Below are 24,031 nucleotides of genomic sequence, written 5' to 3' on the forward strand. Positions count from 1 at the left end.
GTTATAGATTATCGAGTGCAATATATTCGGAAGTACGCGATATCGAATCGCGCTCCGCCACACTGATCAGATCATGTGCGACGGCCCGGCTATGACCGTCTTCCTTCAACGCGTGCAGCGTACGCTGCATCGCCTTGGCGGCGGCGCGCTGCAAGTCGCTGGGAACGATCACAACGCGAACGCCGGCTTGCTGCAACGCTTCCGTTGGCATCAGCGGCGTCTTGCCGCCGTAGTACATGTTGATAAGCTTGGGCACCTTTATCTCGGTACCCAGTCGTTCGATTTCTGCCGCGCTGGCTACACCTTCGACAAATACCATGTCGACATCCATGCTCTCGTATGCCTTGACGCGAGTCAGCGCGGCTTCAAAGCCTTCTTCTGAATTGGCATCGGTCCGCGCGATCAGCACGACGTCGCCGCTGCCGATCGCATGTCGCGCGACGCGCAGGCGGTGACACATCTCGTCGATCGGGATGATGCTCTTGCCGCTCAGGCGTCCGCATCTTTTCGGGAAAACCTGATCTTCGATATGCAAGGCGGCGACGCCCGCACGTGCAAACAGCCGCACCGTGCGGTCGATGTTGGCCGCTCCTCCGAAACCCGTGTCGGCGTCGGCGATCACGGGAAGAGCGGTGGCGGACACAATCTTTTCGAGACGCTCGACAACTTCGGTCAAGCTCAGCACGTTGAGGTCCGGATACCCCGCCGCACGCGAAATAGCACCACCGCTCGCATACATTGCGCTATAGCCGGCGCCTTCCACCAATTGCGCCGATAGGCCATCGAACACGCCGGGCGCAAGGATCACCTTCCCGGAATTGAGAAGTGCCCTGAAAGTTTGAGGCATCACTGCTCCTTCGAATGAAATGGCAACCGCCGATCTCAGGCCACGCGCTTGCCGACGGCTTCGACGGCCGCCGTCGCCAACACGCCCGAACTGACGAGCCCGCCAACGTAGCCGCAGAAATCTCCGCCGTCGACCCCGCCAACCGCGGTGCCGGCGGCGTATAGGCCTTCGATGGGCTCACCATTCGTTTTCAATACCTGGGCGTGCTCGTTCACCCGGATGCCACCCATCGTGTACGTGATACCCGCGCATACAGGAATGGCCATGAACGGTGCTTGCGCAATCGGCGCCGCGGGACGAAGTCCCGGCGTCCGGGCGGGCGACAGTTCATTCAGCGATGATCGCCGAACCGCGTCGTTGTGCGTGCGTACGGTCTGTTCAAGTTGTTCGCGCGGCAGACCCGCCTTTGTCGCTAGCCCGGCAATATCCGAAGCTTGATGAATCGTCGCTCCGCCATTCACGATGTGCGGGTTGGCCGGGATTCTGGCGGCACGTCCGGCGGTAGCCCAGATGGTTGCGTCAATCACGATCGTTGCGGAAAGCGGATCGGATAGCCGTGCCACCGAATTGGCCAGATAAATTCCGCCACGCCCTTCGTCGGCAAAGCGCGTCCCTTCGGCATTCACTAATATCCCCGAGACAGCGAGTGCGTCGAGCTCCGGGTATGGCCACAAATTGTCATTGGTCATCGCATCGCGCGACAGCAGATGACCGTAGAAGCTGTCGAGTCTGGAAGTAGCCGCGCCGACCGCCATCGCCATTCTTAATCCATCTCCGGTGCCGGTGCTTGCGCCGCGCTGCTTCAGGCGCTCTGGCGCGGGCGAAACATGTTCGCGCAGCATCTCCAGATTTCCCTGAAAACCACCGTCGCAGATAATTACGGCATCCGCATCGATTTGCATCGCGCCGGACGGACCGACGCCATCCACGCCGTGGCAACGGCCTTGCGTCATCCTCAGCCCGGTTATCGTGGTCTGCATGAGCATCGTCCCGCCAAGTTTGCGAAACGCCAAGGCGAGTTGCCGCAGTAATACGTCGGGACCCCGCCCTTTCCAGTCCTGTCCGGGCCCGAGGCTTCGAGGCGGGGCGGCCGTCCAGAACTGCCACGGCGACGGTGGACGCATGAAGCGGACGCCGTGGCCCCGCAGCCAGTCCACGAGCGCCAAACCGCCGCGTGCGAGCGTCGTCGCCAATTGTGGATCGGTTGCGCCGCCGGTCCTGGTTTCGATAATGGAGACCAACTCATCCGGGGGTAACGAAACGTCGCTGAAGCCGAGATGGAAAAGTCCACCCGACATCCTCGCGTTGCACGGATATTGATCGGTCGCCCCTTTTTCCACCAGCGTCACCTTCATGCCGGCCTCGACACCACGAACCGCGGCAACGAGCCCCGCCATGCCGCCGCCGATCACGACCAGGTGTACTGGTTTTGACTTGAGATTAACTATGACTGTCTCCTTGGTGGCGATGTCGCCGGGCAGCATATCGATGTACTGCCCGGGCAGTGATCGCGTCTTTTAATATCGATCGGAAAATCGCGCTGAGCTTCACGTGCGCAAAACACATCAAGCAATGGATATGCCATCGTTGCACGAGCTCATCGACAGACGTGGCACCGAAGACAGCGCGCTCCGAGTACACATCTACGCCATGGACTGTCTCGCGCAAAGACACGAACTGTCCCGTGAAAAGACAATAGCGATATCAAGGTGTCTTCATCGGCGACGAGTTCATCGTCCCTCGGCGGCGCGGCCGATGCTCATGCCGGTATAGCGGTCTGTCCGCCGTTGATTGATCGATATCTGGCGCAGAATTTGCGTAAGCCACGGCTCTCAATATGCAATGAGGTCCGTCAGATGATCAAAAAAAATAAGGTTGCGGTTGTCTCAGGTGCTGCATCGGGGATTGGTCTCGCCGTTGCGGAACAACTCGCGGCACAGGAATATACGCTTGTGTTGATAGACAGAAGTCCGGCAGTCGAGCAGGTCGCGTCGCGCCTGTCGTCCCACACTGCCGGCTCGGCCGAAGCTTTCGTCCTCGATCTGTCCAATTCCGGCCAGATCCGCAATTTCATCGACAAGGCAAGCGCACGCTACGGGCGGGTCGACGTATTGGTCAACAACGCGGCGATCCACATCAAGAATGAGGGAACGAAATTTTCGTTTGAAGACGTGACGGACGAACAGTGGGCGATCACGATGGCGGTGAACGCCACCGCGCCGTTTCTGCTCTGTCGCGGCGTCCTCCCACTCATGAAATCACACGGATTCGGCCGCATCGTCAATATCAGTTCTGCTGGTGCGCGCACTATTTCCAAAACCGTGAGCGCCGCCTATTCCGCGAGCAAGGCAGCGGTAATCGCCATGACGCGTACGCTTGCCTATGAGGCCGCGCCGTTCGGTGTCACCGCAAACTGCGTCGCCCCCGGGCCGACCGCAACAGCGCTCCTCGCCACCTTCACGGACGAAATCAAGACCAGCCAGGCGGAGCGCATCCCCGTCGGGCGGCTCGGCAAACCCGAGGAAATTGCATCGGCGGTGCTCTATCTGATTTCGGATGAAGCGGCCTTCGTGACGGGCGCCACTTTGGATGTCAACGGTGGATTCGTAATGATGTAGTCGAAGGTATTGAAGTACGTTTCGAACGTTTCCTCATGGAAAGCTGAAATCCGGATTTCGAAGGATTGGTTATGCAACACGAAGAAAGGGTGTACCGGATCGGCCTATTGGTGCCGTCATCGAATACGACCATCGAGAGGGAGTTTCGAGAAGCGCTGCCCCGAACCATGTCGTATCACGTAGCGCGCCTGTCGCTGACGCAAATCGATGCGGGCTCGACGCGACGGATCGTCGAGGAACTCGAGGTCGAAGCCCGCAAGTTGGCGGACGCGGATGTCGATGTCATCGTCCTGGCGGCGACAGCCCCGTCTTCTCGCAATGGCATGGGATACGACCGCGAACTGATGGCGCGGATATGCGATGCGTCGGGTGGACGCCGAGCCACTACCGCATCCACGGCGATGCTGGAGGCGCTGGCGAAGTTCGAGGTGCAACGGATCGCGCTCGTCGCGCCGTGGAGTCCGGCAGTCAACGCTACCGTTGCCGCTTTCCTGGAACAGAACGGCATCCGCGTTGTGTCGATGGGCCAACTGGGCGTGGAGGCCAACCTGGATGTAGGCAGATTGCCGGAGGACAGTGCATGTGAGTTAGCGGAAAAGCACGATAGTGACGACGCCGACGCAATCATGCTCGCATGCGGCAACTGGCAAACCATGGGGGTCATCGACCGACTGGAATCCAGACTCGGCAAGCCTGTGTTATCGACGAACCAGGTGAGCTTATGGGGTGCGCTCGAGCACCTACCGGTGAGCAAATCGATTTCCGGCTATGGGGTTCTGCTTCGCGACCACCTCGGCGTGCGACGGAACTAGCGCGGCGCGAGTAAGTATCGCAAGAACCCCGGAGCAAGGGTTCAAGGTGGAAAGTACTGCCGTACATGTGTCATTTGCGCGGGTGTCGCCGACAGGGAGCGGCTCGACAATCCGTACTCCGTTAAATCCATGTTTAGAGGTGGACAATATGCTGGATAAAGAAACGCTGAATATCTACCGTCTTTTGCGAACCGCCGACATTTCAGATGCACTGGACGGGATCGGTTTGCAGGGAAGGTTCGAGATGAACGCATCGATGCGCCCGATCATGCCTGGAATCACGTTCGCGGGCATCGCCCATACCTACGAGTATCGCGTCACGGACAAATTGCGCGATCCCGATGGCACGTTGTCGCCCGAGGCCGCATGGGTGCCCCATGCTGGTGGCGCGCCTGACGAGGTAATGGTCATCGACGCACGGGGCATTCGAGCCGGAATGATCGGCGGCCACAACACGCTTCGCTTTCGCAGCAAGGGGACGGTCGGCTTCGTGATCGACGGGTCGTGTCGCGACCTGGGTGAATGCCTGGCCCAGAAAATGCCGATTTTCAGCACGACATTCTCAGGCCAGCACGCGACCGCGCGAATCGTGCTCGCATCGGAAAACAGGCAGATCAATTGCGCCGGCGTGGTCGTGAATCCCGGCGACGTTATCGTCGGTGACGATGACGGCGTCATGGTCGTGCCTCGGCAAATCGCCGTCGAGATCGCTCATCGCGCGAAACCGCTGCGTGATGCCGATCGTGCCAAGCGCCGCAAGGCATATGAAGAGCTCGGACTGAAACTTGATTCGACTGTCGACTGAGTTTGCAGAGACCATGAAAATCATCGACGCACAGGTTCACGTATGGAAGGCGGACTCTCCGGAGCGCCCCTGGGATCCGGTCGCCAGGACGCGGCTTCATGAGTTCGCCGCGTATCGAGCGGAGCCGCTGAGCTACGAGGAACTACTGGGGGAAATGGACAAAGCGGGTGTTTATGGCGCCATTCTGGTTCCTCCGTATTGGGAAGGCGACCGCGTGGACTATGCATTGGAGGCCGCCAAAGCCTACCCGAACCGTTTTGCGGTGATGGGGCACATCCCCACCGAAGAGCGGGCAGGCAGGCAAGTGCTTGACAATTGGACATCGCAGCCGGGCATGCTCGGCATGCGACAGACATTTGCTCGCGAAGACCGCCGGGCCAGGCTTGTCGACGGGAGTTGCGAATGGCTATGGCAGGAGGCATCGAGGTTGGGGATTCCCGTGATGATTCATGCGCCGACGGCCATTGACGAGCTATGCCAGATCGCCGGGCGTCATCCGGATCTCCGGTTGATTCTCGATCATATGGGGATATTGATTCACACCACTGACGATGCGATCGAGCCGTTCATCAATCAATCATTGCGTCTTGCCGCGTATCCGAACGTGGCGATCAAGCTCTCCGCCGCGCCCACCTACTCCAGCGAAAGCTATCCATACCGGAATATCCACGTCTATCTCAATCGACTGATCGATGCGTTCGGTCCACGCCGCTGCTTTTGGGGAACCGACATGACGCGTCTGCCATGTACCTATAGACAGGCGGTCACGATGTTCACCGAAGAGTTGCCCTTTCTCAACGAAACGGACAAGGAATGGATCATGGGGCGAGGCTTGTCTGAATGGCTGGGATGGAATGCATGAACAAAGGAGCTTCCATGACCGTCCCGATTTACAAATCGCCGTATCCGGCTCTCGAAGTCATCACGAAACATGGGAATCTGATTGCCATCATTGCTGGCTTGTTGCCCCTGGTGGCGGGCGTATGGGCATGGCTTGCCACGACGGCATGGTGGCCGCTGGTCGCTGCAATCATTGCAGCTCCGATCCTGTGGTTCATCGTCCGTAGCTATGTCGAACTGGTTCGCGTCCTGTCCGACATGCTTTTGCCAAAGTAAAAATCAAAGGAGTTGCTTATGAAAGAGACAAGCAAGACGTCTATGCTGCAGACACCCACGCCGGAAGCGAGCGCATGGTCGCGCAGCGAGCTTGCCGCCGATCCTTCGTGGATTTTTCAATTGACGCCCGCGCAGGCCCAGGAGGTGCGCGCGGCTGTTTCGGCGGTCAACGCAAAGAACCTGCGAGCCGGAGAGTTCGGAAAAGAGGATTTTCCACTTCCGACCCTCGCCGCCGTGATGCCGGAAATCGTGCGCCAGATGGAAGACGGACGCGGCGTCGTACTCATACGAGGCTTGCCAGTCAATCCCGTCGACGACGAAGATGCGACGAAGATCCTCTGGGGTATTGGGACTTACCTCGGCCGAGGCTTGAAACAAACCGAGCGGGTGAACCTGCTCAACATCAAGGACAATCTCGTCGGACATATCATCGACCAAGGAATGGATCCCAACGCGGTAAACGCCGACCGCAACCGCAGCAATGCCGATCTCGAACCGCACTGCGATCCATCGGATTATGTGGCGCTGCTGTGCGTGCGCCCCGCTCTTAAAGGCGGCGTAAGTCACATCGTCAGCTCGACCCGGATCTACAACGAACTTCTCGAGGATCAGCCCGAAGTACTGCCCGCGCTCTACAGCGGCTTTTACCACGACCTCCGCGGCAAAGGAGCGGACGGTCACGAAGTGACGAGCCGACGCATCCCTGTCTATACGTACTATGACGGCAAGCTGTCCTGTAATCATCACCCTGCGACGGTCTATACCGGCGCGAAAAAGCTTGGAAGAGAACTCGACCCGGAGGAACAGGCAGCGATGCTCGCCATGCGGGAAGCCGCGGAGCGTGAAGATCTGAAGTATGAAATGGACATGCGTACCGGCGACCTGCAACTGCTGAACAACTATACGATCCTGCATAGCCGTACGGATTGGGTGGATGCTCCGGAATGGGAACGTAAGCGGCTCATGCTGCGTTTATGGCTTCATAATCCGGCATCACGTTCGCTTCCCGAGGGGTTCGTGGGTGGCTATGTCACCGAGACGAAGCACGACGTCGCGAAGCAGACTCGAGTACTTTGATCCGGTCGTATCGTTCTTCCTCCGGAGTGGGTGCGAATTCTTCCCCACTCCGGCGCTGTGTGTCGTGTTGTCGAGCAGAGCCGCGTCGCCATAGCCACTCCGTCGAATCCTCAGGACCGGATTCTTGAGTTTCGCCGCATACGTCCTCTGCATACACGTTGTGCTTCAAACGCCACATCTCCAACGGGCTCTCCCGCGGAACAGTTTTCACCACCCCTATTCTCTGCGTGCGCGCTGATGCGGCGCATAGTCCTTTTCCCTAGCCTCGACAGATTGGATCCGCGCATCGCCATCCTGCGTTCGATGCGCATTCGCCGCGGTCGACGTGTGGGCCGCGCATCGATGCCTGCCTGAATGGCCGGCAATGCGCGTTGTCGTGTATTCGAACGACACGATGTGCATGCACAGCGGACACTTCGTCGGGCAGACATATTGATTCGACGTGCACTGCCGCTCCCGCGGCGGGTTTCATCCGATTGGCGCAAGACTTGCTTTTCGCCTTGGGCCTCATACACCGGAACTTGATGTCGTCGAGTAACGCCATGCTGTATGTCGACAGTGACGGCGCGAGTCATCGCATGTTCCATTTTGATGGTCGCGGCCGGCATGGAAAAACAATGGTGTCCGCGATGAGGCAACCAGAAAAACATTCATTTGGAGGAGCGACATTTATGAAGCAGATCGTATTATCGATCGCAGTGCTGTCTGTATTCGCTGGGAGCGCCCAGGCTCAAAGCAGCGTTACGTTATATGGCGCGCTGGACGCGGGTGTGAATTATGTTAACAACGCACAAACATCGAACACGGCCGCGGGGCGCACCGGCGGACATCAGTTCGTGATGATGGACGGCGGCACCGGTGGGGCGCTGGGTAGTCGCTGGGGACTCACGGGAACCGAAAAACTCGGACAAGGCTTCAGTGCTATTTTTACGATCGAGAATGGCTTTCTGATAAATAACGGTTCGCTGGCTCAAGGCGGCGCGCAATTCGGGCGACAGGCTTTCGTCGGGCTCAGCAGTCCGGTAGGAACGTTGACGATGGGCCGCCAGTATGATCCCGTGCAGGATATGTATTCGCCGTTTCTTGCGGGTGCATGGGGTGGCTATATGGCGGCTCACCCGGGCGACCTCGACAATGCACTGAAAACGCGACGGACGAACAATTCAATCAAGTTCCAAAGTGCAAACTATCGAGGCTTGACAGTCGATGCGCTAATGAATTTAGGGGGAACACCAGGTTCATTTTCAAACAACTGGATCTGGGGCGTCGGTGGCTCCTATACCGGCGGTATTTTTTCGCTTGGAGCGGGATACCTGAATATACGCAATCCCAATACGTCGTTCTTCGGCTCGAATCCGAATGCCGGCCCGGCAACGAGCAATAATCTGGGAAGCTTTGGAAGTGCCACAAGTCCCGAGAACAATCCGGTGTACGCGGGATACGCATCGGCCAACCGGCTCGAGATCGCGGCCGTTGCCGCCGGCGTGAAATTTTCCGGCATGAATATCAATCTCGCGTATTCGAATACCCGGTTCGAAGGACTGGGCTCATCGAGCGGCCCGAATACGTTGAATTACGTCGGAACGGCATCGTTCAATAACCTGGAAATCAATGCCAGTTATTTTCTGACGCCATCGTTAGAGACAGGCCTCGCATACGACTATACGCGCAACGCGGGCGCGGGCGGCCGCGGGGGAGCAAACTATAATCTGTTCAGCGCGGGGCTGCACTATTTCGTGTCCAAACGGACGGATCTCTACACGCTTGCGATGTTCGAGACTGCAAGCGGAACGGATTCGGAAGGACAAAAGGCGGTTGCGCAGATCACCGGCATGACAGCATCGACGAACAACAGACAGGTTGCGGTACGCGTGGGGATCCGCCATTTATTCTGATTTCTGAATTTCCGCGGCGACACTTTCGCCGCGACCTGAAGTTCGCATCTCCGCCAGGCGATGCGAACTTCACCATATGCCAACGACGCCCGGCGAAGATTTTGTCGGCGCGCCTGTCGGCGCGCCCTCTCCGCCAGCCACCGGTTTGCCGGTTCAGGCAGCCTGCACTACGCAAACGAAGCTGAGTAAGTTTCCACGAGGCTATAACTCGTCACTGAACGCGTCGCCCATTTCGCCCAGCCGCTTGTAGAGATATGAACGCGAGATCCCGAGTTCCTCCGCGACGCGCTTCTTGTTGCCGCGCGTACGCTTCATCGCCGCGACGATCAACTCGAGTTCAACGCGCTCCCGCGCCTCGCGGATATCCGTTCTCGTCTTCGCAACGGGCGTTTGCGCGAGTTCGGTTTCGCCGGTTTCAGGCAGTTGATCCGCGCCATCGAGACTACCGAAGTTTTCAACGGAGAGGACGTGGCCATCGCAGAAGATTGCGGCGCGCTCGAGTGCGTGCTGCAACTGGCGGATGTTGCCGGGCCACGCCCGCGATTGAAGAAACCGCAAGGCTGCATCGGAAATGGTCTTCTTCGGCGCCGCATGACGACAGGCGAACGCTTCGAGGAAGGTATCGGCGAGTTCAGGAATGTCTTCGAGGCGTTCGCGCAAAGGAGGCAGACGCAGCGTCACGGCGCTAATCCGGTAGAACAGGTCGAGTCGGAATTCGGCCTTGGCGATCATGTCCTTGAAGTCCCGATTACTCGCCGATATCAGGCGAAAGTCGGAATGACGCGCCCGGTCACCGCCGATACGCTCGAAATGTCCATCCTGCAGCACGCGCAGCAGCTTCACCTGCATGTCGATAGGCATGTCGCCGATCTCGTCGAGAAACAGCGTGCCCGAATCCGCCGCTTCGAACTTGCCCCTGCGCCCCTTGCGATCCGCGCCCGTGAAAGCGCCGGGCTCGTACCCGAACAGTTCGCTCTCGACGAGATTGGGTGGCATCGCGGCGGAGTTCACGAGAATCAGCGGCTTGTCGCTGCGCGGGCTCAGCATGTGGATTGCGTGAGCGACCATCTCCTTGCCGGTGCCGCTCTCGCCCGCGAGCAGCACGGGCACGTCGAGCGGCGCGACCCGCAGGATGTCTTCCTTGAGCCGCCGCACGGCCTCGCTGCTGCCGACGATCTGCTCGAGCCCGTAGCTGCGGTTACGAATGCCGGAGAGCTCACGCTTATAGAAATCGCGCTCCTGCTTGACCTGCGCGAGCTCGGCGGTGAGATCGCGAATCGCTTCCGGGCCCTTGAACATGACCTGACCGATCGCCGCCACGACGCGCTTGTTACGGTCGAAAATCGGCACGCGCGTGACGACTCGTATGACGCCGTTCATCTCCTGGAGCTGGCCGACCTGCGCCTTGCCATTCGCAACCACTTCATGCAAGTTGGTGTTTTCCACGACCGTCGTAACATGCCGCCCGATTGCCTCACCGTGCTTCAGCCCGAAGAAGCGCTCGTGCACCGGGCTCATGTAAGTAATCTTGCCACTGGTGTCGACGACGACCATCGCCTCATACGGCGCCGTGATGAAGTGCCGCAGGATGTCTTCCGCCGACTCCACGTTGGCGAGGAACTCGCTGAGTTCATCGGCGCCTTCGCTCGCGAAGATCATGAAGCAGACGGCGTCGCCGGTCGGCACCGCGGCGACCGTCAATGGGCGTTCGAGGTTGGCGATGGCGGACACGCGTTTCACCGGCGCGCGATGCCGATTCTTCCATAACTGCTGCAGCGAACTGCCGATCAACGTGTCATGCCCCAGTCCGCTGGCGAAAACTTCCATTCCGTTTTCGTCCAGAACGAGGATGCCTTCCGATTCGCGTTTCATGTCCCCACCATGTTCTGTGATCTTTCTGAATGCTATTGTGTACGCGACAAATACACAATTGACATTAGTGGACACCGGTTGGCTGCCTGAACACACATGCACAATGCGCGAGGCGATGAAACTCCATAGCCCTTTGCACCCGGAATCCGCACTCGAGCCTGCGTGCGACAAGGCTCGACGGCACATCATAGTGTCCCGCAAATATCGTGCCCAATTTTTGGCATATAGCTTGCAGAGATGGCCGCATTCAATTCGAACCGACGGCTATGAATGTTCTAGATACACTTCCAACGATCGGCACATGCGCCGGGCTTCAATGCCTCAAGGGGGTCCGCGTGCTGGACTTCACGACTTCCGTAGCGGGTCCGTACGGGACACTGCTGCTGGCGGACCTGGGCGCGGAAGTCATCAAGGTCGAGAAGCGCCAGGGCGGGGACGACATACGCGGTTGGGGTCCGCCGTTCCTCGACGGCGAGTCGCTCTGGTTCCTGAGCATGAACCGCAACAAGCTCAGCATGACGCTCGACCTGACGCGGCCCGAAGGCCGCGCGATCGCACATGGCCTCGTCAGGCAGTCCGATGTCGTCGTCGTGAACTCGAACCTGCGCATTCAACGGAAGCTTGAACTGGACTACGAGACGCTGCACGGCATTCATCCGCAACTCGTGCACGTGTCGGTGACGGGATTCGGGCTTCGTGGCGAGCGCGCCGACCTGCCCTGCTACGACCTGATCGCCGAGGGCTATTCGGGTGTCATGCATCTGACCGGCCAGCCGGACCGGCCGCCGCAGAAAGTCGGTACGCCCGCGGCTGACCTGCTTGCCGGACAGGACATCGCGATGGCCACGCTCGCCGCGCTTTTCGAGCGTCAGCGCACGGGCGCGGGCAAGCATATCGACATCTCGATGGTCGCGACCGCAACCCGCTTCATGGCGCCACGCATCGTGCCTTACATGGGATCGGGGGACGCGCCGACGCGTTCCGGCGGCACCGATTCGGTCATCGCGATCTATCAGGTCTTCGACACCGCCGATCATCCGCTCACGCTCGGCCTGGGCAACGACGCGATCTGGCAGCGCTTCTGGAAGGCCGTCGGTCAGGCGGACTTCGGCAGGCAAGCAGGCTTCGAGACCAATGCGAAGCGACGCGAGGAACGCGAGCGCGTCGTGGACGTGATCGCGAAACTGCTGCTCAAGCAACCGCGCGCGCACTGGCTCGCGCTCTTCGCGGAACATCGGATTCCGGCCGGCCCGATCAACAGCATCGAACAACTCGTCGACGACGCTCCCTTACGCGAGCAAGGCATGTTCTTCGCGGGTCCGGGCGTGCGCGGTCCGGTCCCGCAGGTGGGACTCGGCATCCATTTCGACGCAAGCAGCAGCGTTTATCGCAGCGCCCCGCCGGCGCTCGGGCAGCACACGGAGCGCATCCTCAGGGAGCGCCTCGCCATGTCCGCGACTTGCATCGCGGGCCTTATCGAATCGGAAATTGTTTGACAGCGAAACGGGAGACATGATGACGTACACGGAAATCCTTTACGAAGAAGACGGCCCCATCGGCACCATCACGCTCAATCGCCCCGACGACGGCAACATGTTCACCGAAACCATGTGTCACGAGATTCGCGACTGCATCAACGAGATTCGCCGCGAGACACGCACGCGGGTAATCGTCATCACCGGTGCGGGCGACAAGTTCTTCTGCACCGGCGGGCGCAAGGACGGCATGCAGGACTCGATGCTCTATGCGGGAGTACTCCCGACGCTCGAAATGTACGAAAGCATCGACCGTTTGCAAAAGCCCGTCATCGCATCGGTGAATGGCTTTGCCGTCGGTGGCGGCAATGTGCTGCAGGTGGTGTGCGATCTGACCATCGCCAGGGAATCGGCAATTTTCCGCCAGGTCGGACCGATGGTCGGAAGCTTCGACGGCGGCTACGGCACCTGGTATCTCGAAGACCTCGTCGGAAAGAAGCGAGCAAAGGACATCTGGTTCCGTAATCCCAGGATCACGGCTCGCGAAGCGCTCGAGATGGGCATGATCAATCGCGTGGTAGCCGACGCGGAACTGAAAGAAGCGACGCGCCAGTACGCGCTCGAAATCGCCGAGCGCGGCGCGTTCGCGCTCGCTTCGCTGAAAAGCGCCTTCACCGCGCGTCATGGCGGCGTGAGCGGACTCTCGCGCATGGCGCACGATCTGTTGCTGCGTGGCTATCTGGATTCGGATGAGCACGACGAACTCGCCGCCGCATTCGCCGGGCGTCGCAAGCCTGACACGTCGAAGTTCGGGCATTGAGAACGGTGAAGATCATGCAAAACATCCTGACGCTGCACAATCCGCAAAACGCCCGTGATTACTATCTGTCCGGCGTCTGGCAGCAGGACACGCTCTACACGCTCGCCCGACGTCACGCGCGCGAGCGGCCTACGTCGTGCGCGCTGCGCGACGCCGACCTGCGGCTCACCTGGCGCGAAGTGGTGGAGTGGACCGACAGCGTCGCGGAAGCGCTGCATCGCAAAGGGCTGCGTCCCGGCGACCGCGTGGCGATCTGGCTGCCGAACGCGCTGCAGACGACGATCGTCTTTCTCGCGTGCTCGCGCAACGGTTACGTGTGCTGCCCTTCGCTGCATCAGAACTACACCGTCGACGAGATCGGCATCCTGCTCGAACGTATTCAGTGCCGCGCGCTTTTCTGCATGCCGGGATACGGAGCGGACGCAGACCGCAATTCCGTCTTCACGCGCGCCGCGGCCATCCCGACGCTCACCGCGATGTTCGTGCTCGCCAATCCGCTCGTTGCCGACGCCACCTTTCCCTCCGGCGTGGATCCCTTTCCCGATCGCCAGCCGCCCGCCGCGCTCGCGCCGCCCGACCTGAATCCGGACAAGATCGTCTACCTTGCCTTCACGTCCGGCACGACGGGTCTACCCAAGGGCGTCATGCACAGCGACAATACGCTGCTCGCCAACGGCCGCGCACTGGTGGAAGACTGGGGCCACACAGCCGATACCACGTTGCTGACGCTGAGTCCGATGAGCCACCACATCGCCACCGTGGCGATGGAGCAGATGCTGGTCGCGGGTCTCGAACTGGTGATGACCAATCTGCGCGGCGGAAAGCATGCGCTCGACTGGATACTGGAAACGCGCGCGACCTACGTGATGGGCGTGCCTACGCATGCGATGGACATTCTCGAGGCACTGCGCAATCGCAACATGCGCTCGCTCGGCGATGTCCGCACCTTCTACATGGCGGGTTCGCCCATTCCGCGCGAAGTCGCGCAGAAGTTTGTCAGCCTGGGCGTCACGCCGCAAAACGTCTACGGCATGACCGAAAACGGCTCGCATAACTACACGTGTCCTACCGACCTGCAAGACACCATCGTATCGACGTGCGGACGCGCATGCCGCGGCTTCGAGGTGAAGCTGTGGAAGCAGGACAATCCCGATGTCGAGGCGGAGCCCGGCGAAATCGGGGAAATCGGCGGACGCGGCGGCCTGCTGATGCTCGGCTACTTCAGCAATCAGGTGGCGACCGAAACGTCCTTCAACCTGCACGGATGGTTCATGAGCGGCGATCTCGGCATCCTCGATGAAAGCGGCTGCATGGTCATCGTCGGACGCAAGAAAGATCTCATCATTCGCGGCGGGCACAACATTCATCCGGCACGCATCGAGGAACTGGCGATGCGGCATTCGCTCGTCGAGCGTGCGGCGGCTTATCCCGTGCAGGACGAGCGGCTCGGCGAAAAGGTGTGTCTCGCCGTCATCGTCAGCGCCGGACAGCAGCTTGATGCCGACGATGTCCTCGCCCACCTCGCAAGCTGCGGTCTATCCAGGTACGACATGCCCGAATACTACGTCGCACTCGAGCGCTTGCCGCTCACCGCGAGCGGCAAGATCGTCAAGCGCGAACTGGTGGAGATGACCTCGCGCGGCGATCTGAAGCCCATTCCCGTGCGTTACAAGGCGCCGACCGTGGCCGTCGTGGGAGCATGAACATGGCGATCGAACTCGAATTCACCGGACCTTACGCGCTCATCACGCTCAATCGGCCCGAAGCCCTCAATGCGCTCCAGTTCGCGATGCTCGAAGCGTTGGACGACGCACTCGAACGCGTCGCGGCATCTGCTGCACGCGCGCTCATCGTGACGGGCGCGGGACCGAAGTCATTTTGCGCAGGTGCCGACATCAAGGAACTGCTGGACCGCGATCTGATGGCGCAGCGGCGCGGCGCGCAACTCGGCCAATGCACGTTCGAAAAGATCGCCGCATTGCCGATTCCCTCGGTCGCGGTCCTGCACGGTTATGCGTTCGGCGGCGGTCTCGAACTCGCGATGGCCTGCACGTTTCGCATCGCAACCGAGAAGGCGCGCATGGCGCTGCCCGAAATCAGGCTCGGCCTGATCCCCGGATATGGCGGCACGCAAAGGCTTGCGCGTCTCGTCGGCGAAGCGCGAGCCACCGAACTGATGATGTCCGGCCGAACCGTCGATGCCATCGAAGCCGAGCGCTGGGGTCTCGTGAATCGCATCGTGCAGACGGCCGAGCCGGTCGAACTCGGCAAGGCGTTCATGGCGGAGTTCATCGGCTACAGCAAGTGCGCATCAAGTTTCGTGCGCGAAGCCGTGCGGCGCGGCATGGCGACGACGCTTGCCGAAGGCCTCGCGATCGAAGCCGATCTGTCGACGCTCGCCTACCGCACCGCCGACGCGACCGAAGGCATGCGCGCCTTCATCGAAAAACGTACGCCGGAGTTTAAAGATGCCTGACTTCAGAAACGGCACGGTAGTGGTGACGGGCGGCAGCCGCGGGATCGGCGCGTCGATTTCCGTCGAACTCGCGATGCTGGGCTTCCAGGTGGCGTGTCTCTCGCGCTCCGGCGAGCTGCCCCCTACATCCGGTCTCGATGACGACACCCGCAAGCGCCTGACCGGAATGCGCTGCGACGTCACGGATGCCGGCTCGGTGCGCGACGTCTTCTCGATCCTGTCGCAGACGCACGGCCAGCCTGTCGTGGGCCTCGTCAATAACGCGGGCGTGCATCTGCAAGGCCCTTCAGCCACGTTCGCGCTCGCCGACTACGAACACGTCATGACCACCAACGCGACCTCCGTGCTGCTGACGAGCCAGGCCGCCTATCCGCACCTGCGCGAAGCAGGCTCGGCGCTGATCGTCAATATCGGCTCGTTCTACGACAAGCTCGGCGTGAAAGGCAACCTCGCGTATTGCGCGTCGAAGGCCGCAGTGGGCGCGATGTCGCGCTGCCTCGCCGTCGAATGGGCGCGCGACCGCATACGCGTCGTGAACATCGCGCCCGGCTACATCGAAACGGACCTGAACCGCGCGGAACTCGGCGAAGGCGCGTTGCGGGCATTTCTCGGGAAGCGCATCCCGGCCGGCGGCCCGGGCAGGACGGAGGACATCGGACGCCTCGTGGCGCTGCTGTTCCAGTTGCCCCAGTCATTCCTTACCGGCGAGACGCTGTATGTCGACGGCGGCCAGGGCATGGCGCTCTGACGAAGGACGAACCATGAACATTCTGGAACGACTGGACGCGAGCCTCGGGTTCCCGGACGACGAACGCATGCTGCTCGACAGCGTCGCCGAGCTGTGCCGCAAGCAGATCGCACCGCGCGCGGCGACCTACGACCGCACGGGCGAGTTCCCGTGGGACAACGTGCGCGGCATCAACGAACTCGGCCTGAACGCCATGTTCATCCCCGATGAATACGGCGGCGCGCAACTCTCCTACCTCGCCTATCTGGCGTGCGTGCGCGAAATCTCGAAGGCGTGCGCGTCGACCGGCATCATCTGGGCGACCAACTTCCACGCGATCAAGCCGCTGATCGAATATGGCAGCGACGAGCAGAAGAGCCGTTTATTGCCGCGCATCGCTGAAGGCGGCCTCGCATCGCTCGCGATCACCGAGCCGTCGGCGGGGTCGGACGCGACCGGCATGCGCACGACCTTCACGCCCGATGGCGACGATATCGTCGTCAACGGCGGCAAGACCTTCATCACCAACGGCGAGGTGGCCGACCTCTACCTTCTGTTCGGCAAATGGTCGGAAATCGGCGATCCGAAATCTGCGATCTCCGTGCTCGTGCTGGAAAAAGGCACGGAAGGACTGCGCGTGCTCGGCACGGAGCACAAGATGGGCACACGCGCATCGAGCACCGCGTCGCTCGCGTTCGACGGCTGCCGCGTGCCGTGCGCGAATCTGATCGGCAATCCCGGCGACGGCCTGCGCATCCTATTCGGTTCGCTGAACCGCTCGCGCCCGAGCATCGCGGCGCATGCTCTCGGCATCGCGCGCGGCGCCTTCGAAGATGCGGTCGACTACATCAACGAACGCCGCCAGTCCGGCAGGCGCATTCTCGAATTCCAGGGCATCCAGTTCATGCTGGCCGACATGGCCTCGGAGCTGATGCTGTGCGAGTCGCTGCTGTGGCGCATCGCCGGGATGGTCGATGCGGGCGGACGCGATTTCGGCGTCGAGGCGTCCGTACTCAAGCAGCGCGCGAGCGATGCCGCGATGCGCATCACGACCGACGCCGTGCAACTGTTCGGCGGCTACGGCTATTGCAACGACTATCGCGTCGAGCGCCTGATGCGCGACGCCAAGATCACGCAAATCTGGGAAGGAACGAATCAGGTGCATCGTCAACTGATCGGCCGCAGCTTCCTCAGAAAATAAGGAGAAGAACATGAACGACATCCAGACCGTCGGCGTCGCGGGCGCGGGCACCATGGGCGCGGGCATCGCGATCGTGGCGGCGCGTGCCGGCTTCAGGACGATCGTCTTCGACACGCGCGAGGACGCGCTCGACCGCGCCAAAGGACAGACCGGGGCGTTTCTCAGGAAGTCGGAAGAGAAAGGCAAGCTGCCGCCGGGAGCGGCCGCCGCGAGCCTCGAGCGCTGGAGCGGCACGACGCGGATCGACAGGCTGGCGGAATGCGACATCGTCATCGAAGCGATCTTCGAGGACCTGTCGGTCAAGCATCAGCTGTTCGGCAAGCTCGACGAGGTATGCCCCGCGAGCACGCTGTTCGCCTCGAACACCTCGACGATCTCCATCACCGAAATCGCGGGCGGCTCGGGTCGGCCCGATCGCTTCGTCGGCATGCACTTCTGTCTGCCCGCGCAATTGATGAAGCTCATCGAAATGTCGCCGGGACTCGAAACGTCGGAAGAAACGTTCAGACGTGCGTGGGCATTCGCCGAAGCGATGGGACAGAAGCCCGTGGCGACGCAGGACACGCCCGGCTTCATCCTCAACTACTTCCTGATCCCCTTCAACAACGATGCGATCCGTCTCGTCGAGCAGGGTGTCGCGGAACCCGCCGACATCGATCTCGCGATCAGGACCGCGCTCGGCTATCCGATGGGCCCGCTCGAACTGCTCGACCTCATCGGCATGGACACGCAGAAGCTGCTCTGCGAAGCGATGCACGGCCTGACGCACGAACCGCGCGCCGCCTGTCCGCCGCTCGTGCGCCGGATGATCGCGGCGAAGCGCCTCGGCAAGAAGACCGGCCGTGGCTTTCATGTCTACGGTGATACGAAAATGTTTGGAGCGTGAGCATGCAATACGAAATCGTTCAGTCGGGCGAAAGCCGCTCGTTTCCCGTGTCGCATGCATTCATCGAGCAGGCGGCGCGGCAGGCGGACAGCGTCGTCTATCTCGGCGCCGATGCGGGCTCCGCCTTCGCGGGTGCCTCGGGCCACGACGCGCGCACGTTCGTCGCCATCGAGCTCGGCACGGAGTGTCTCGGCTTTCATACGGGCGAGCAAAGCGGCCTCGAAAGCTCGAATGTCGTCGGCTTTGCCCGCTTCAGGCTCGGCAATGCGCAGCCCAGTGCGCTCGTCGAACTCGTCAGGCAGCCGGGTACGCAGCCCGCGGCAATCGACGCGGCGAAAGCCGCGTTCGAAACAGCCGGTCTCAAGGTGGCGGTGTGCCATGACTTTCCCGGCCGCATGGTCGACCGGCTGATCCGGCCTTACTTCAATGCCGCGCTGCGCAGGCTCGACGAAAAGCTCGCGAGCGCCGCCGACATGGACAAAACCCTGTGCCTCGGCCTCGGCTATCCCGAAGGACCGATCTCGCTGCTCGAGCGCACGGGGCTCGCCGAGCATTTCAGGGTAACGCAGGCGCTCTACGAAGCGCTCGGCCAGGAGCCGTACGCGCCCGCGCGCCGCGCGCGCGTGGCGGCGCAGCGCGAATCGCGAGGCGCGCGATGACCCAACCGCTCACCGGTGTAAAAGTGCTGGACTTCAGCACACTGCTGCCCGGCCCATTGTGTTCGCTACTGCTTGCCGAAGCGGGCGCGGAAGTCATCAAGTTTGAACGGCCCGCGCGCGGCGACGAAATGCGTTCGTATGAGCCGAAAGCCGGCCTCGATTCCGCGAACTTCGTCCTGCTCAATCGCGGCAAGAAGTCGGTAGCGATAGATCTCAAGTCGTCGGCCGCCTGCGACAGCCTGCTGCCCCTCGTGGCCGAAGCCGACGTGCTGCTCGAACAGTTTCGCCCCGGCGTGATGGACCGTCTCGGCCTCGGCTACGAGACGCTCGCGAAAATCAATCCGCGTCTCGTGTACTGCTCGATCACGGGCTTCGGCCAGCATGGTCCGCGCTCGACCGAAGCGGCGCACGATCTGAATTATGTGGCCGCCGCCGGCATGTTGTCGCTGACCGCCGGCGTGGATGGTAGTCCCGGATTACCGCCGGCGCTGATCGCCGATATCGCGGGCGGCGCGTATCCAGCGATGATCAACATCCTGCTCGCGCTGCGTCAACGCGACGAGTCCGGCAAGGGCTGTCATCTCGACGTGTCGATGGCGGACAATCTCTTCACCTTCCTTTACTGGGGACTCGGCAGCGGCGCTCAGGGGCAGTGGCCGAAACCCGCATCGGATCTCGTGACGGGAGGCTCGTCGCGCTATCGCATCTACCGCACGTCGGACGAACAGTTTCTTGCATGCGCGCCGATCGAGGACAAGTTCTGGAGCAACTTCGTTGCGCTCGTCGGGCTCGATGTCGACGCGCTGAACGGCATGTGTCCGCATGAAGCTGCCGACACCGTCGCCCGCACGATCTCGCAGCGCCCGGCCACGTATTGGCTCGAACGCTTCTCGGGACACGACGTCTGCGTGAGCCGCATTGTGAGTCTCGAAGAGGCCACGCGCGATCCTCATTTTGCCGCTCGCAAGCTGTTCGACCGAAGCGTGACAACTTCTTCCGGCACGACGCTCCCCGCACTGCCCGTGCCGATCGACGAGGTATTCCGCGCAACTGAAACGCAGCAGCCCTCGCCCGATCTCGGTGCGGATAATCATCTGCTGGACCATCGAGCCTGAATCCATGAAAGCCATCGTTATCGACGCATTCAAACCGCCGGAGCAATTGACGATCGGGCACCTGCCGGACCCATCGCTGGACGATCACAGCGTGCTCATTGAAGTGCGCGCGGCCGCTGTCAACTACCCCGACCTGCTCGTCGTGCAGGGCAAATATCAAATCCTGCCCGAGCGCCCGTTCGCGCCGGGCAAGGACGCGGCCGGCATCGTGCGCGCGGTCGGCAGCAACGTAACGCGTATCAAGCCGGGCGATCGCGTAGTCGCCCAGTTGGAATACGGCGCGTATGCGGAGTTCGTGAGCGCGCCTCAGCAGTCATGCTTCCAACTCCCCGACTCCATGTCCTTTACCGATGCCGCTGCGATGGGTCTCGTCTATCAGACTGCTTACTTTGCACTCGTCGAACGGGGCGGCTTCAGGCCCGGAGAAAAGGTGCTCGTGACGGGTGCGGCGGGCGGCGTCGGCTCGGCGGCGGTGCAACTCGTCAACGGTCTCGGTGGCACCGTGCTCGCCGCGGTCAATAGCGACGAGCAGGCGAAGCTTCTCCACGACATGGGTGCCGACGCGATCATCGACCTGAGCGTGCCGAATCTGCGCGATGCCGTGCGCGAACAGGTGCGCGCCGCGACCGCGGGCCACGGCGCGGACGTGCTGCTCGACACGCTCGGCGGAGACGCCTTCGATGCATCGCTGCGCGCGATGGCGTGGTGTGGGCGGGCGGTGATCATCGGCTTCGCGGCGGGACGCATTCCCGAAGTGAAGGCGAATTATCTGCTCGTCAAGAACATCAGCGTAAGCGGGTTGCAGTGGAGCGATTATCGCGAGCGGCAACCGCAGAAAGTCGACGCCGTGCAGCAGGACATCTTCCGGCTCTACGAGCAAGGCGCAATCAGGCCGCAGATCGCGGGAACGCTCCCGCTGGAACGCGCCGGCGAAGCATTGACGCGGCTCGCTTCGGGTCACGTGTCGGGCAAGTACGTTCTGACGGTCGGTTGATCTGTTCGATTCTTTAAACGAGGGCGCCGTCATGCGGCGCCCTCACCTTCCTGGGCAGACAGAAGCGCTACTCAGAAATCGGCCGTCACGGACAACCAGGCCATCAACGGTGCCGCGCCGATCACATAACCTGACGGATTGGTTTCCCAGTACTGGTGATTGAGCGCGTTCGTTATCGTCCCTCGCACCACCACGGGGATTCGACCCGCCTGGAACGCGTACCGTGCGCCGAGATCCAGACGCGTCCACGCGGGCACCGGTTGCTGGTTGGCTGCGTCCACAAAGGTTCTTCCGGTGTAGATCACGCGAGAGGTGAGCGTGAGTCCCGAAACATACGGTACATCCCACTCGCCGCCAAGCGTGAGCTGCGTGTGCGGCACGCCGATCGCGAACCTGCCATCGGTCACTCCGCCCGCGGTATGTGTTTGACGGGCGTCGAAGAAGGTAACGCCGCCGAGTACTCGAACCCTCGGCGTGATCGTGCCGAAAGTCGTCAATTCGATGCCGCGATTACGCTGCTGACCATCGAGACCGAAGATGTGAGTCGTGGGGTCCGTGATGCCGTTCGGAACTTCGATCTGAAATGCGCTCAAGCCGAATCCGATATGCCCGAAATCGAACTTCGCGCCGGCTTCATACTGCTTTGACTTGAAAGGTGCGAAGACGTCGCCGGAATTGACCGCCGTCGATGGCGGCGTGGGTCCCGGCGTCAGCCCCTCGATATAGTTCGCATAAACGGAAAATTGATGGACCGGCCTGATCACGAGACCGACCGCCGGCGTGAATACGCTGTCGTTGTACTGTCGCGTCACGAGTCCGGTCGTGCTCGAGTAGCTCTTCGAATCGACATGCTGCTCGCGTCCTCCGAGTGTCAACTGGACGAGGTCGTGGTGCCACGACATGGTATCGGCGAGTGCGATGCTACCCAGCGTCAGTTCGCTTGCCTTCGATTCCGGATAGGACGAGGTGGCCATGGTCGAGACCCGGGCCGGCGCATAGATGTTGCTCATGTAGTCGGCAAATGCGGTCTGGCCAAGCTTGTACACCTGGTTAAGGGCGTTTGCGCTAAGGGTTGCTTCGTGGTCGATGGGTCCGGTGGAAAACCGGCCGCGAATCCCGACCTCTCCCGTCACGGTGTCGTATTGGCCCTTCTGCAGCGCGTTTGCCGTGATGTTCACGTTGCCGGCATCGTCCAGTATCGTGCCGCCGTTCGTTTCACGTTTGTCGAAGTGAAAGGTATTGGCGCCGATTGCTGCGAAGACCGTCACCCGGTCAGTCAGGTCATACTCGCCACGCACGAGACCCGTCGTGCTTTGCGAGCGCGAGAAATCATAGGGCTGGCTAAGGTTGATGCGAGGATCGGGCGCCGCGGGAACCGCAATACCCGGCGTGACGCTGTAGCCACGCTCCTGCGCGGTGGTTCTGTCGTTCTGGTAAATGAAGTCACCGGAGAGCCGGAAGCGATCGCCCTTGTAGTCCAGGCCGAGCGAGACGTCGCCACTGCGCATCGATTCCCCGTCATAGGGAGGCGACCCTCCGGTCATCGACGCATTCAGGCGAACGCCATACTGCTTCTGATCTCCAAACCGTCTGCCGATGTCGACATGTCCGCCGAAGACGGAATCGGACGAGTAGTCGGTGGTGATTTCCGTCAGCGGTTCGGCGTCGGCGCGTTTCGTGATGATGTTGACGTTGCCGCCGACGCCGCCGCCGGGCGCCATCCCGTAAAGAAAGGCGCCGGGTCCTTTCAGCAACTCGATGCGCTCCAGTGAATCGGTTCCGATGCGCCAGTTGGGCACGAGTCCGTACAGGCCGTTCAAGGCGACATCGCTGTTTGCAACGCGCAGGCCGCGAATCGTGAAGGCGTCGTAGCGGTTGCTGGCCCCGATCGACGTCCGGACTGAAGGATCATTGGCAAACAGCACATCGCCCACACTGCGGGCCTGTTCATCCTGGATTTTCACCTGCGTGTAGCTGGTGGTGCTGAATGGCGTGTCCATCACGTCTTTTTGCCCGAGGATGCCGACGTGACTTCCGCTTGCGACCTGACCGCCTGCATAAGGGGGCGGCAGGCCGCTCGAATCGACCGCCTGGGCATGTACCGCCTTCGCCGGCAAGGTTCCACCCTCGACTACAGCATCGGACAACGCGGGCGACGCAGTTTTGAGTACCCAGGCGCCGTTGCTCAATTGATAGGCTGCGAGGCCGGTGCCGGCCAGCAACGCGTTAAACGCAGCTTCGGCCGTGTACTGGCCGCTGATCCCGCGGGTGGTTTTTCCCTCTGTCTGATCCGGCGTGAACGTCAGAAGTACGTTCGCCGTGCTTGCCAGACTGCGCAGCGCCGGCGCCAGCGGACCCGCGGGAATGCTGTACGCCTTCCCGGCGGCGGGCGCCTGCTGGGCGGGAGCGGATTGCGCATGGGAAAGCGTCGAAAATCCGGCGGACAGTGCAGCGCCGGAAATAATGGCGGTCGCGGCGCGGGCCACCACCCGCGGCCTGAAGTGCGGGCCCGTTCGGCGCATCGCTGATGCGGGCGGGTTGTTCTGGATGAAGGCTGGCTGGTGCCCGTTACTCGGCATGATCTCCCCACAAATCGGCAAGTGAAAACGAAGTCGTCGGAGAACAGGTGCCGCGGG

General features: G+C 61.4%; 21 protein-coding genes. 17 read left to right on the forward strand and 4 right to left on the reverse strand.

Annotation, left to right across the window (positions count from 1 at the left end; translation table 11 throughout):
• Position 1 precedes the first annotated feature (1 nt).
• Entirely contained in the window at positions 2 to 847 is an 846-nt protein-coding gene (locus tag QM685_RS17405; RefSeq protein ID WP_415117615.1) for an isocitrate lyase/PEP mutase family protein, read from the reverse strand.
• 35 nt (positions 848 to 882) lie between these two features.
• Positions 883 to 2,331, reverse strand: coding sequence for an FAD-binding protein (locus QM685_RS17410; RefSeq protein WP_415117616.1), 1,449 nt, complete (start codon positions 2,329 to 2,331; stop codon positions 883 to 885).
• Positions 2,332 to 2,703: 372 nt separating this feature from the next.
• Here QM685_RS17410 and QM685_RS17415 point away from each other — a divergent pair, with 372 nt between their 5' ends.
• From QM685_RS17415 to QM685_RS17445, 7 genes are all read left to right on the forward strand, one after another.
• Positions 2,704 to 3,465, forward strand: coding sequence for an SDR family NAD(P)-dependent oxidoreductase (locus QM685_RS17415; RefSeq protein ID WP_415117617.1), 762 nt, complete (start codon positions 2,704 to 2,706; stop codon positions 3,463 to 3,465).
• A 71-nt stretch (positions 3,466 to 3,536) separates the two neighbouring features.
• Entirely contained in the window at positions 3,537 to 4,277 is a 741-nt protein-coding gene (locus QM685_RS17420; protein WP_415117618.1) for a maleate cis-trans isomerase, read from the forward strand.
• A 148-nt stretch (positions 4,278 to 4,425) separates the two neighbouring features.
• Positions 4,426 to 5,082 carry an RraA family protein gene (locus QM685_RS17425; RefSeq protein ID WP_415117619.1) on the forward strand — a complete coding sequence of 219 codons (657 nt, stop codon included), beginning with the start codon at positions 4,426 to 4,428 and terminating at the stop codon, positions 5,080 to 5,082.
• 13 nt (positions 5,083 to 5,095) lie between these two features.
• Entirely contained in the window at positions 5,096 to 5,944 is an 849-nt protein-coding gene (locus QM685_RS17430) for an amidohydrolase family protein (RefSeq protein WP_415117620.1), read from the forward strand.
• A 14-nt stretch (positions 5,945 to 5,958) separates the two neighbouring features.
• Complete coding sequence (locus QM685_RS17435) at positions 5,959 to 6,198, forward strand: hypothetical protein (RefSeq protein WP_415117621.1); 240 nt, start codon at positions 5,959 to 5,961, stop codon at positions 6,196 to 6,198.
• Between the two features lie 18 nt (positions 6,199 to 6,216).
• A complete protein-coding gene (locus QM685_RS17440) occupies positions 6,217 to 7,275 on the forward strand; it encodes a TauD/TfdA family dioxygenase (RefSeq protein WP_415117622.1) in 1,059 nt (352 codons plus the stop codon).
• 671 nt (positions 7,276 to 7,946) lie between these two features.
• Positions 7,947 to 9,170, forward strand: a complete 1,224-nt coding sequence (locus tag QM685_RS17445; protein ID WP_415117769.1) for a porin — start codon at positions 7,947 to 7,949, stop codon at positions 9,168 to 9,170.
• A gap of 201 nt (positions 9,171 to 9,371) precedes the next feature.
• Here QM685_RS17445 and QM685_RS17450 read toward each other — a convergent pair whose 3' ends face one another.
• A complete protein-coding gene (locus QM685_RS17450; RefSeq protein WP_415117623.1) occupies positions 9,372 to 11,042 on the reverse strand; it encodes a sigma-54 interaction domain-containing protein in 1,671 nt (556 codons plus the stop codon).
• A 266-nt stretch (positions 11,043 to 11,308) separates the two neighbouring features.
• Between QM685_RS17450 and QM685_RS17455 the strand changes: the two genes are divergently transcribed.
• The 10 genes from QM685_RS17455 to QM685_RS17500 are packed head-to-tail and all read left to right on the forward strand — an operon-like array spanning position 11,309 to position 21,395.
• Complete coding sequence (locus tag QM685_RS17455; protein WP_415117624.1) at positions 11,309 to 12,538, forward strand: CaiB/BaiF CoA transferase family protein; 1,230 nt, start codon at positions 11,309 to 11,311, stop codon at positions 12,536 to 12,538.
• Positions 12,539 to 12,557: 19 nt separating this feature from the next.
• Positions 12,558 to 13,337 carry an enoyl-CoA hydratase-related protein gene (locus QM685_RS17460; RefSeq protein ID WP_415117771.1) on the forward strand — a complete coding sequence of 260 codons (780 nt, stop codon included), beginning with the start codon at positions 12,558 to 12,560 and terminating at the stop codon, positions 13,335 to 13,337.
• Positions 13,338 to 13,351: 14 nt separating this feature from the next.
• On the forward strand, positions 13,352 to 15,040 hold the full coding sequence (locus QM685_RS17465) for a class I adenylate-forming enzyme family protein (RefSeq protein ID WP_415117625.1): 1,689 nt from the start codon (positions 13,352 to 13,354) through the stop codon (positions 15,038 to 15,040).
• 2 nt (positions 15,041 to 15,042) lie between these two features.
• Positions 15,043 to 15,813 (forward strand): enoyl-CoA hydratase/isomerase family protein, encoded by a 771-nt coding sequence (locus QM685_RS17470; RefSeq protein ID WP_415117626.1) that lies wholly within the window; start codon positions 15,043 to 15,045, stop codon positions 15,811 to 15,813.
• Entirely contained in the window at positions 15,806 to 16,561 is a 756-nt protein-coding gene (locus QM685_RS17475; protein ID WP_415117627.1) for an SDR family NAD(P)-dependent oxidoreductase, read from the forward strand. The genes QM685_RS17470 and QM685_RS17475 overlap by 8 nt, the downstream gene beginning before the upstream one ends.
• Positions 16,562 to 16,574: 13 nt before the next feature.
• Positions 16,575 to 17,741: an acyl-CoA dehydrogenase family protein gene (locus tag QM685_RS17480; protein WP_415117628.1), complete on the forward strand. Its 1,167-nt coding sequence runs from the start codon at positions 16,575 to 16,577 to the stop codon at positions 17,739 to 17,741.
• A 10-nt stretch (positions 17,742 to 17,751) separates the two neighbouring features.
• Complete coding sequence (locus QM685_RS17485) at positions 17,752 to 18,627, forward strand: 3-hydroxyacyl-CoA dehydrogenase family protein (RefSeq protein WP_415117629.1); 876 nt, start codon at positions 17,752 to 17,754, stop codon at positions 18,625 to 18,627.
• Positions 18,628 to 18,629: 2 nt separating this feature from the next.
• Positions 18,630 to 19,286, forward strand: a complete 657-nt coding sequence (locus tag QM685_RS17490; RefSeq protein ID WP_415117630.1) for a 3-hydroxyacyl-CoA dehydrogenase family protein — start codon at positions 18,630 to 18,632, stop codon at positions 19,284 to 19,286.
• On the forward strand, positions 19,283 to 20,401 hold the full coding sequence (locus QM685_RS17495) for a CaiB/BaiF CoA transferase family protein (RefSeq protein WP_415117631.1): 1,119 nt from the start codon (positions 19,283 to 19,285) through the stop codon (positions 20,399 to 20,401). Before QM685_RS17490 ends, QM685_RS17495 begins: the two co-directional genes overlap by 4 nt.
• Before the next feature lie 4 nt (positions 20,402 to 20,405).
• The gene (locus QM685_RS17500; protein WP_415117632.1) at positions 20,406 to 21,395 is read left to right on the forward strand and encodes an NADPH:quinone oxidoreductase family protein; all 990 of its coding nucleotides are present in this window, start codon (positions 20,406 to 20,408) and stop codon (positions 21,393 to 21,395) included.
• Positions 21,396 to 21,466: 71 nt separating this feature from the next.
• On the opposite strand, the gene QM685_RS17505 is transcribed toward QM685_RS17500, so the two are convergent.
• Positions 21,467 to 23,974, reverse strand: coding sequence for a TonB-dependent siderophore receptor (locus tag QM685_RS17505; protein WP_415117633.1), 2,508 nt, complete (start codon positions 23,972 to 23,974; stop codon positions 21,467 to 21,469).
• Positions 23,975 to 24,031: the final 57 nt, after the last annotated feature.

The sequence above is a fragment of the Paraburkholderia sp. genome, from assembly GCF_047605525.1.
GTDB lineage: Bacteria > Pseudomonadota > Gammaproteobacteria > Burkholderiales > Burkholderiaceae > Paraburkholderia.

Coding starts and splice junctions, on each gene's coding strand:
- QM685_RS17465 (WP_415117625.1), top strand. CDS start 13,352: ATGCAAAACATCCTGACGCTGCACAATCCGCAAAACGCCCGTGATTAC.
- QM685_RS17460 (WP_415117771.1), top strand. CDS start 12,558: ATGACGTACACGGAAATCCTTTACGAAGAAGACGGCCCCATCGGCACC.
- QM685_RS17455 (WP_415117624.1), top strand. CDS start 11,309: ATGAATGTTCTAGATACACTTCCAACGATCGGCACATGCGCCGGGCTT.
- QM685_RS17405 (WP_415117615.1), bottom strand. CDS start 847: ATGCCTCAAACTTTCAGGGCACTTCTCAATTCCGGGAAGGTGATCCTT.
- QM685_RS17425 (WP_415117619.1), top strand. CDS start 4,426: ATGCTGGATAAAGAAACGCTGAATATCTACCGTCTTTTGCGAACCGCC.
- QM685_RS17415 (WP_415117617.1), top strand. CDS start 2,704: ATGATCAAAAAAAATAAGGTTGCGGTTGTCTCAGGTGCTGCATCGGGG.
- QM685_RS17470 (WP_415117626.1), top strand. CDS start 15,043: ATGGCGATCGAACTCGAATTCACCGGACCTTACGCGCTCATCACGCTC.
- QM685_RS17450 (WP_415117623.1), bottom strand. CDS start 11,042: ATGAAACGCGAATCGGAAGGCATCCTCGTTCTGGACGAAAACGGAATG.
- QM685_RS17485 (WP_415117629.1), top strand. CDS start 17,752: ATGAACGACATCCAGACCGTCGGCGTCGCGGGCGCGGGCACCATGGGC.
- QM685_RS17475 (WP_415117627.1), top strand. CDS start 15,806: ATGCCTGACTTCAGAAACGGCACGGTAGTGGTGACGGGCGGCAGCCGC.
- QM685_RS17420 (WP_415117618.1), top strand. CDS start 3,537: ATGCAACACGAAGAAAGGGTGTACCGGATCGGCCTATTGGTGCCGTCA.
- QM685_RS17445 (WP_415117769.1), top strand. CDS start 7,947: ATGAAGCAGATCGTATTATCGATCGCAGTGCTGTCTGTATTCGCTGGG.
- QM685_RS17505 (WP_415117633.1), bottom strand. CDS start 23,974: ATGCCGAGTAACGGGCACCAGCCAGCCTTCATCCAGAACAACCCGCCC.
- QM685_RS17500 (WP_415117632.1), top strand. CDS start 20,406: ATGAAAGCCATCGTTATCGACGCATTCAAACCGCCGGAGCAATTGACG.
- QM685_RS17495 (WP_415117631.1), top strand. CDS start 19,283: ATGACCCAACCGCTCACCGGTGTAAAAGTGCTGGACTTCAGCACACTG.
- QM685_RS17430 (WP_415117620.1), top strand. CDS start 5,096: ATGAAAATCATCGACGCACAGGTTCACGTATGGAAGGCGGACTCTCCG.
- QM685_RS17490 (WP_415117630.1), top strand. CDS start 18,630: ATGCAATACGAAATCGTTCAGTCGGGCGAAAGCCGCTCGTTTCCCGTG.
- QM685_RS17435 (WP_415117621.1), top strand. CDS start 5,959: ATGACCGTCCCGATTTACAAATCGCCGTATCCGGCTCTCGAAGTCATC.
- QM685_RS17410 (WP_415117616.1), bottom strand. CDS start 2,331: ATGCTGCCCGGCGACATCGCCACCAAGGAGACAGTCATAGTTAATCTC.
- QM685_RS17480 (WP_415117628.1), top strand. CDS start 16,575: ATGAACATTCTGGAACGACTGGACGCGAGCCTCGGGTTCCCGGACGAC.
- QM685_RS17440 (WP_415117622.1), top strand. CDS start 6,217: ATGAAAGAGACAAGCAAGACGTCTATGCTGCAGACACCCACGCCGGAA.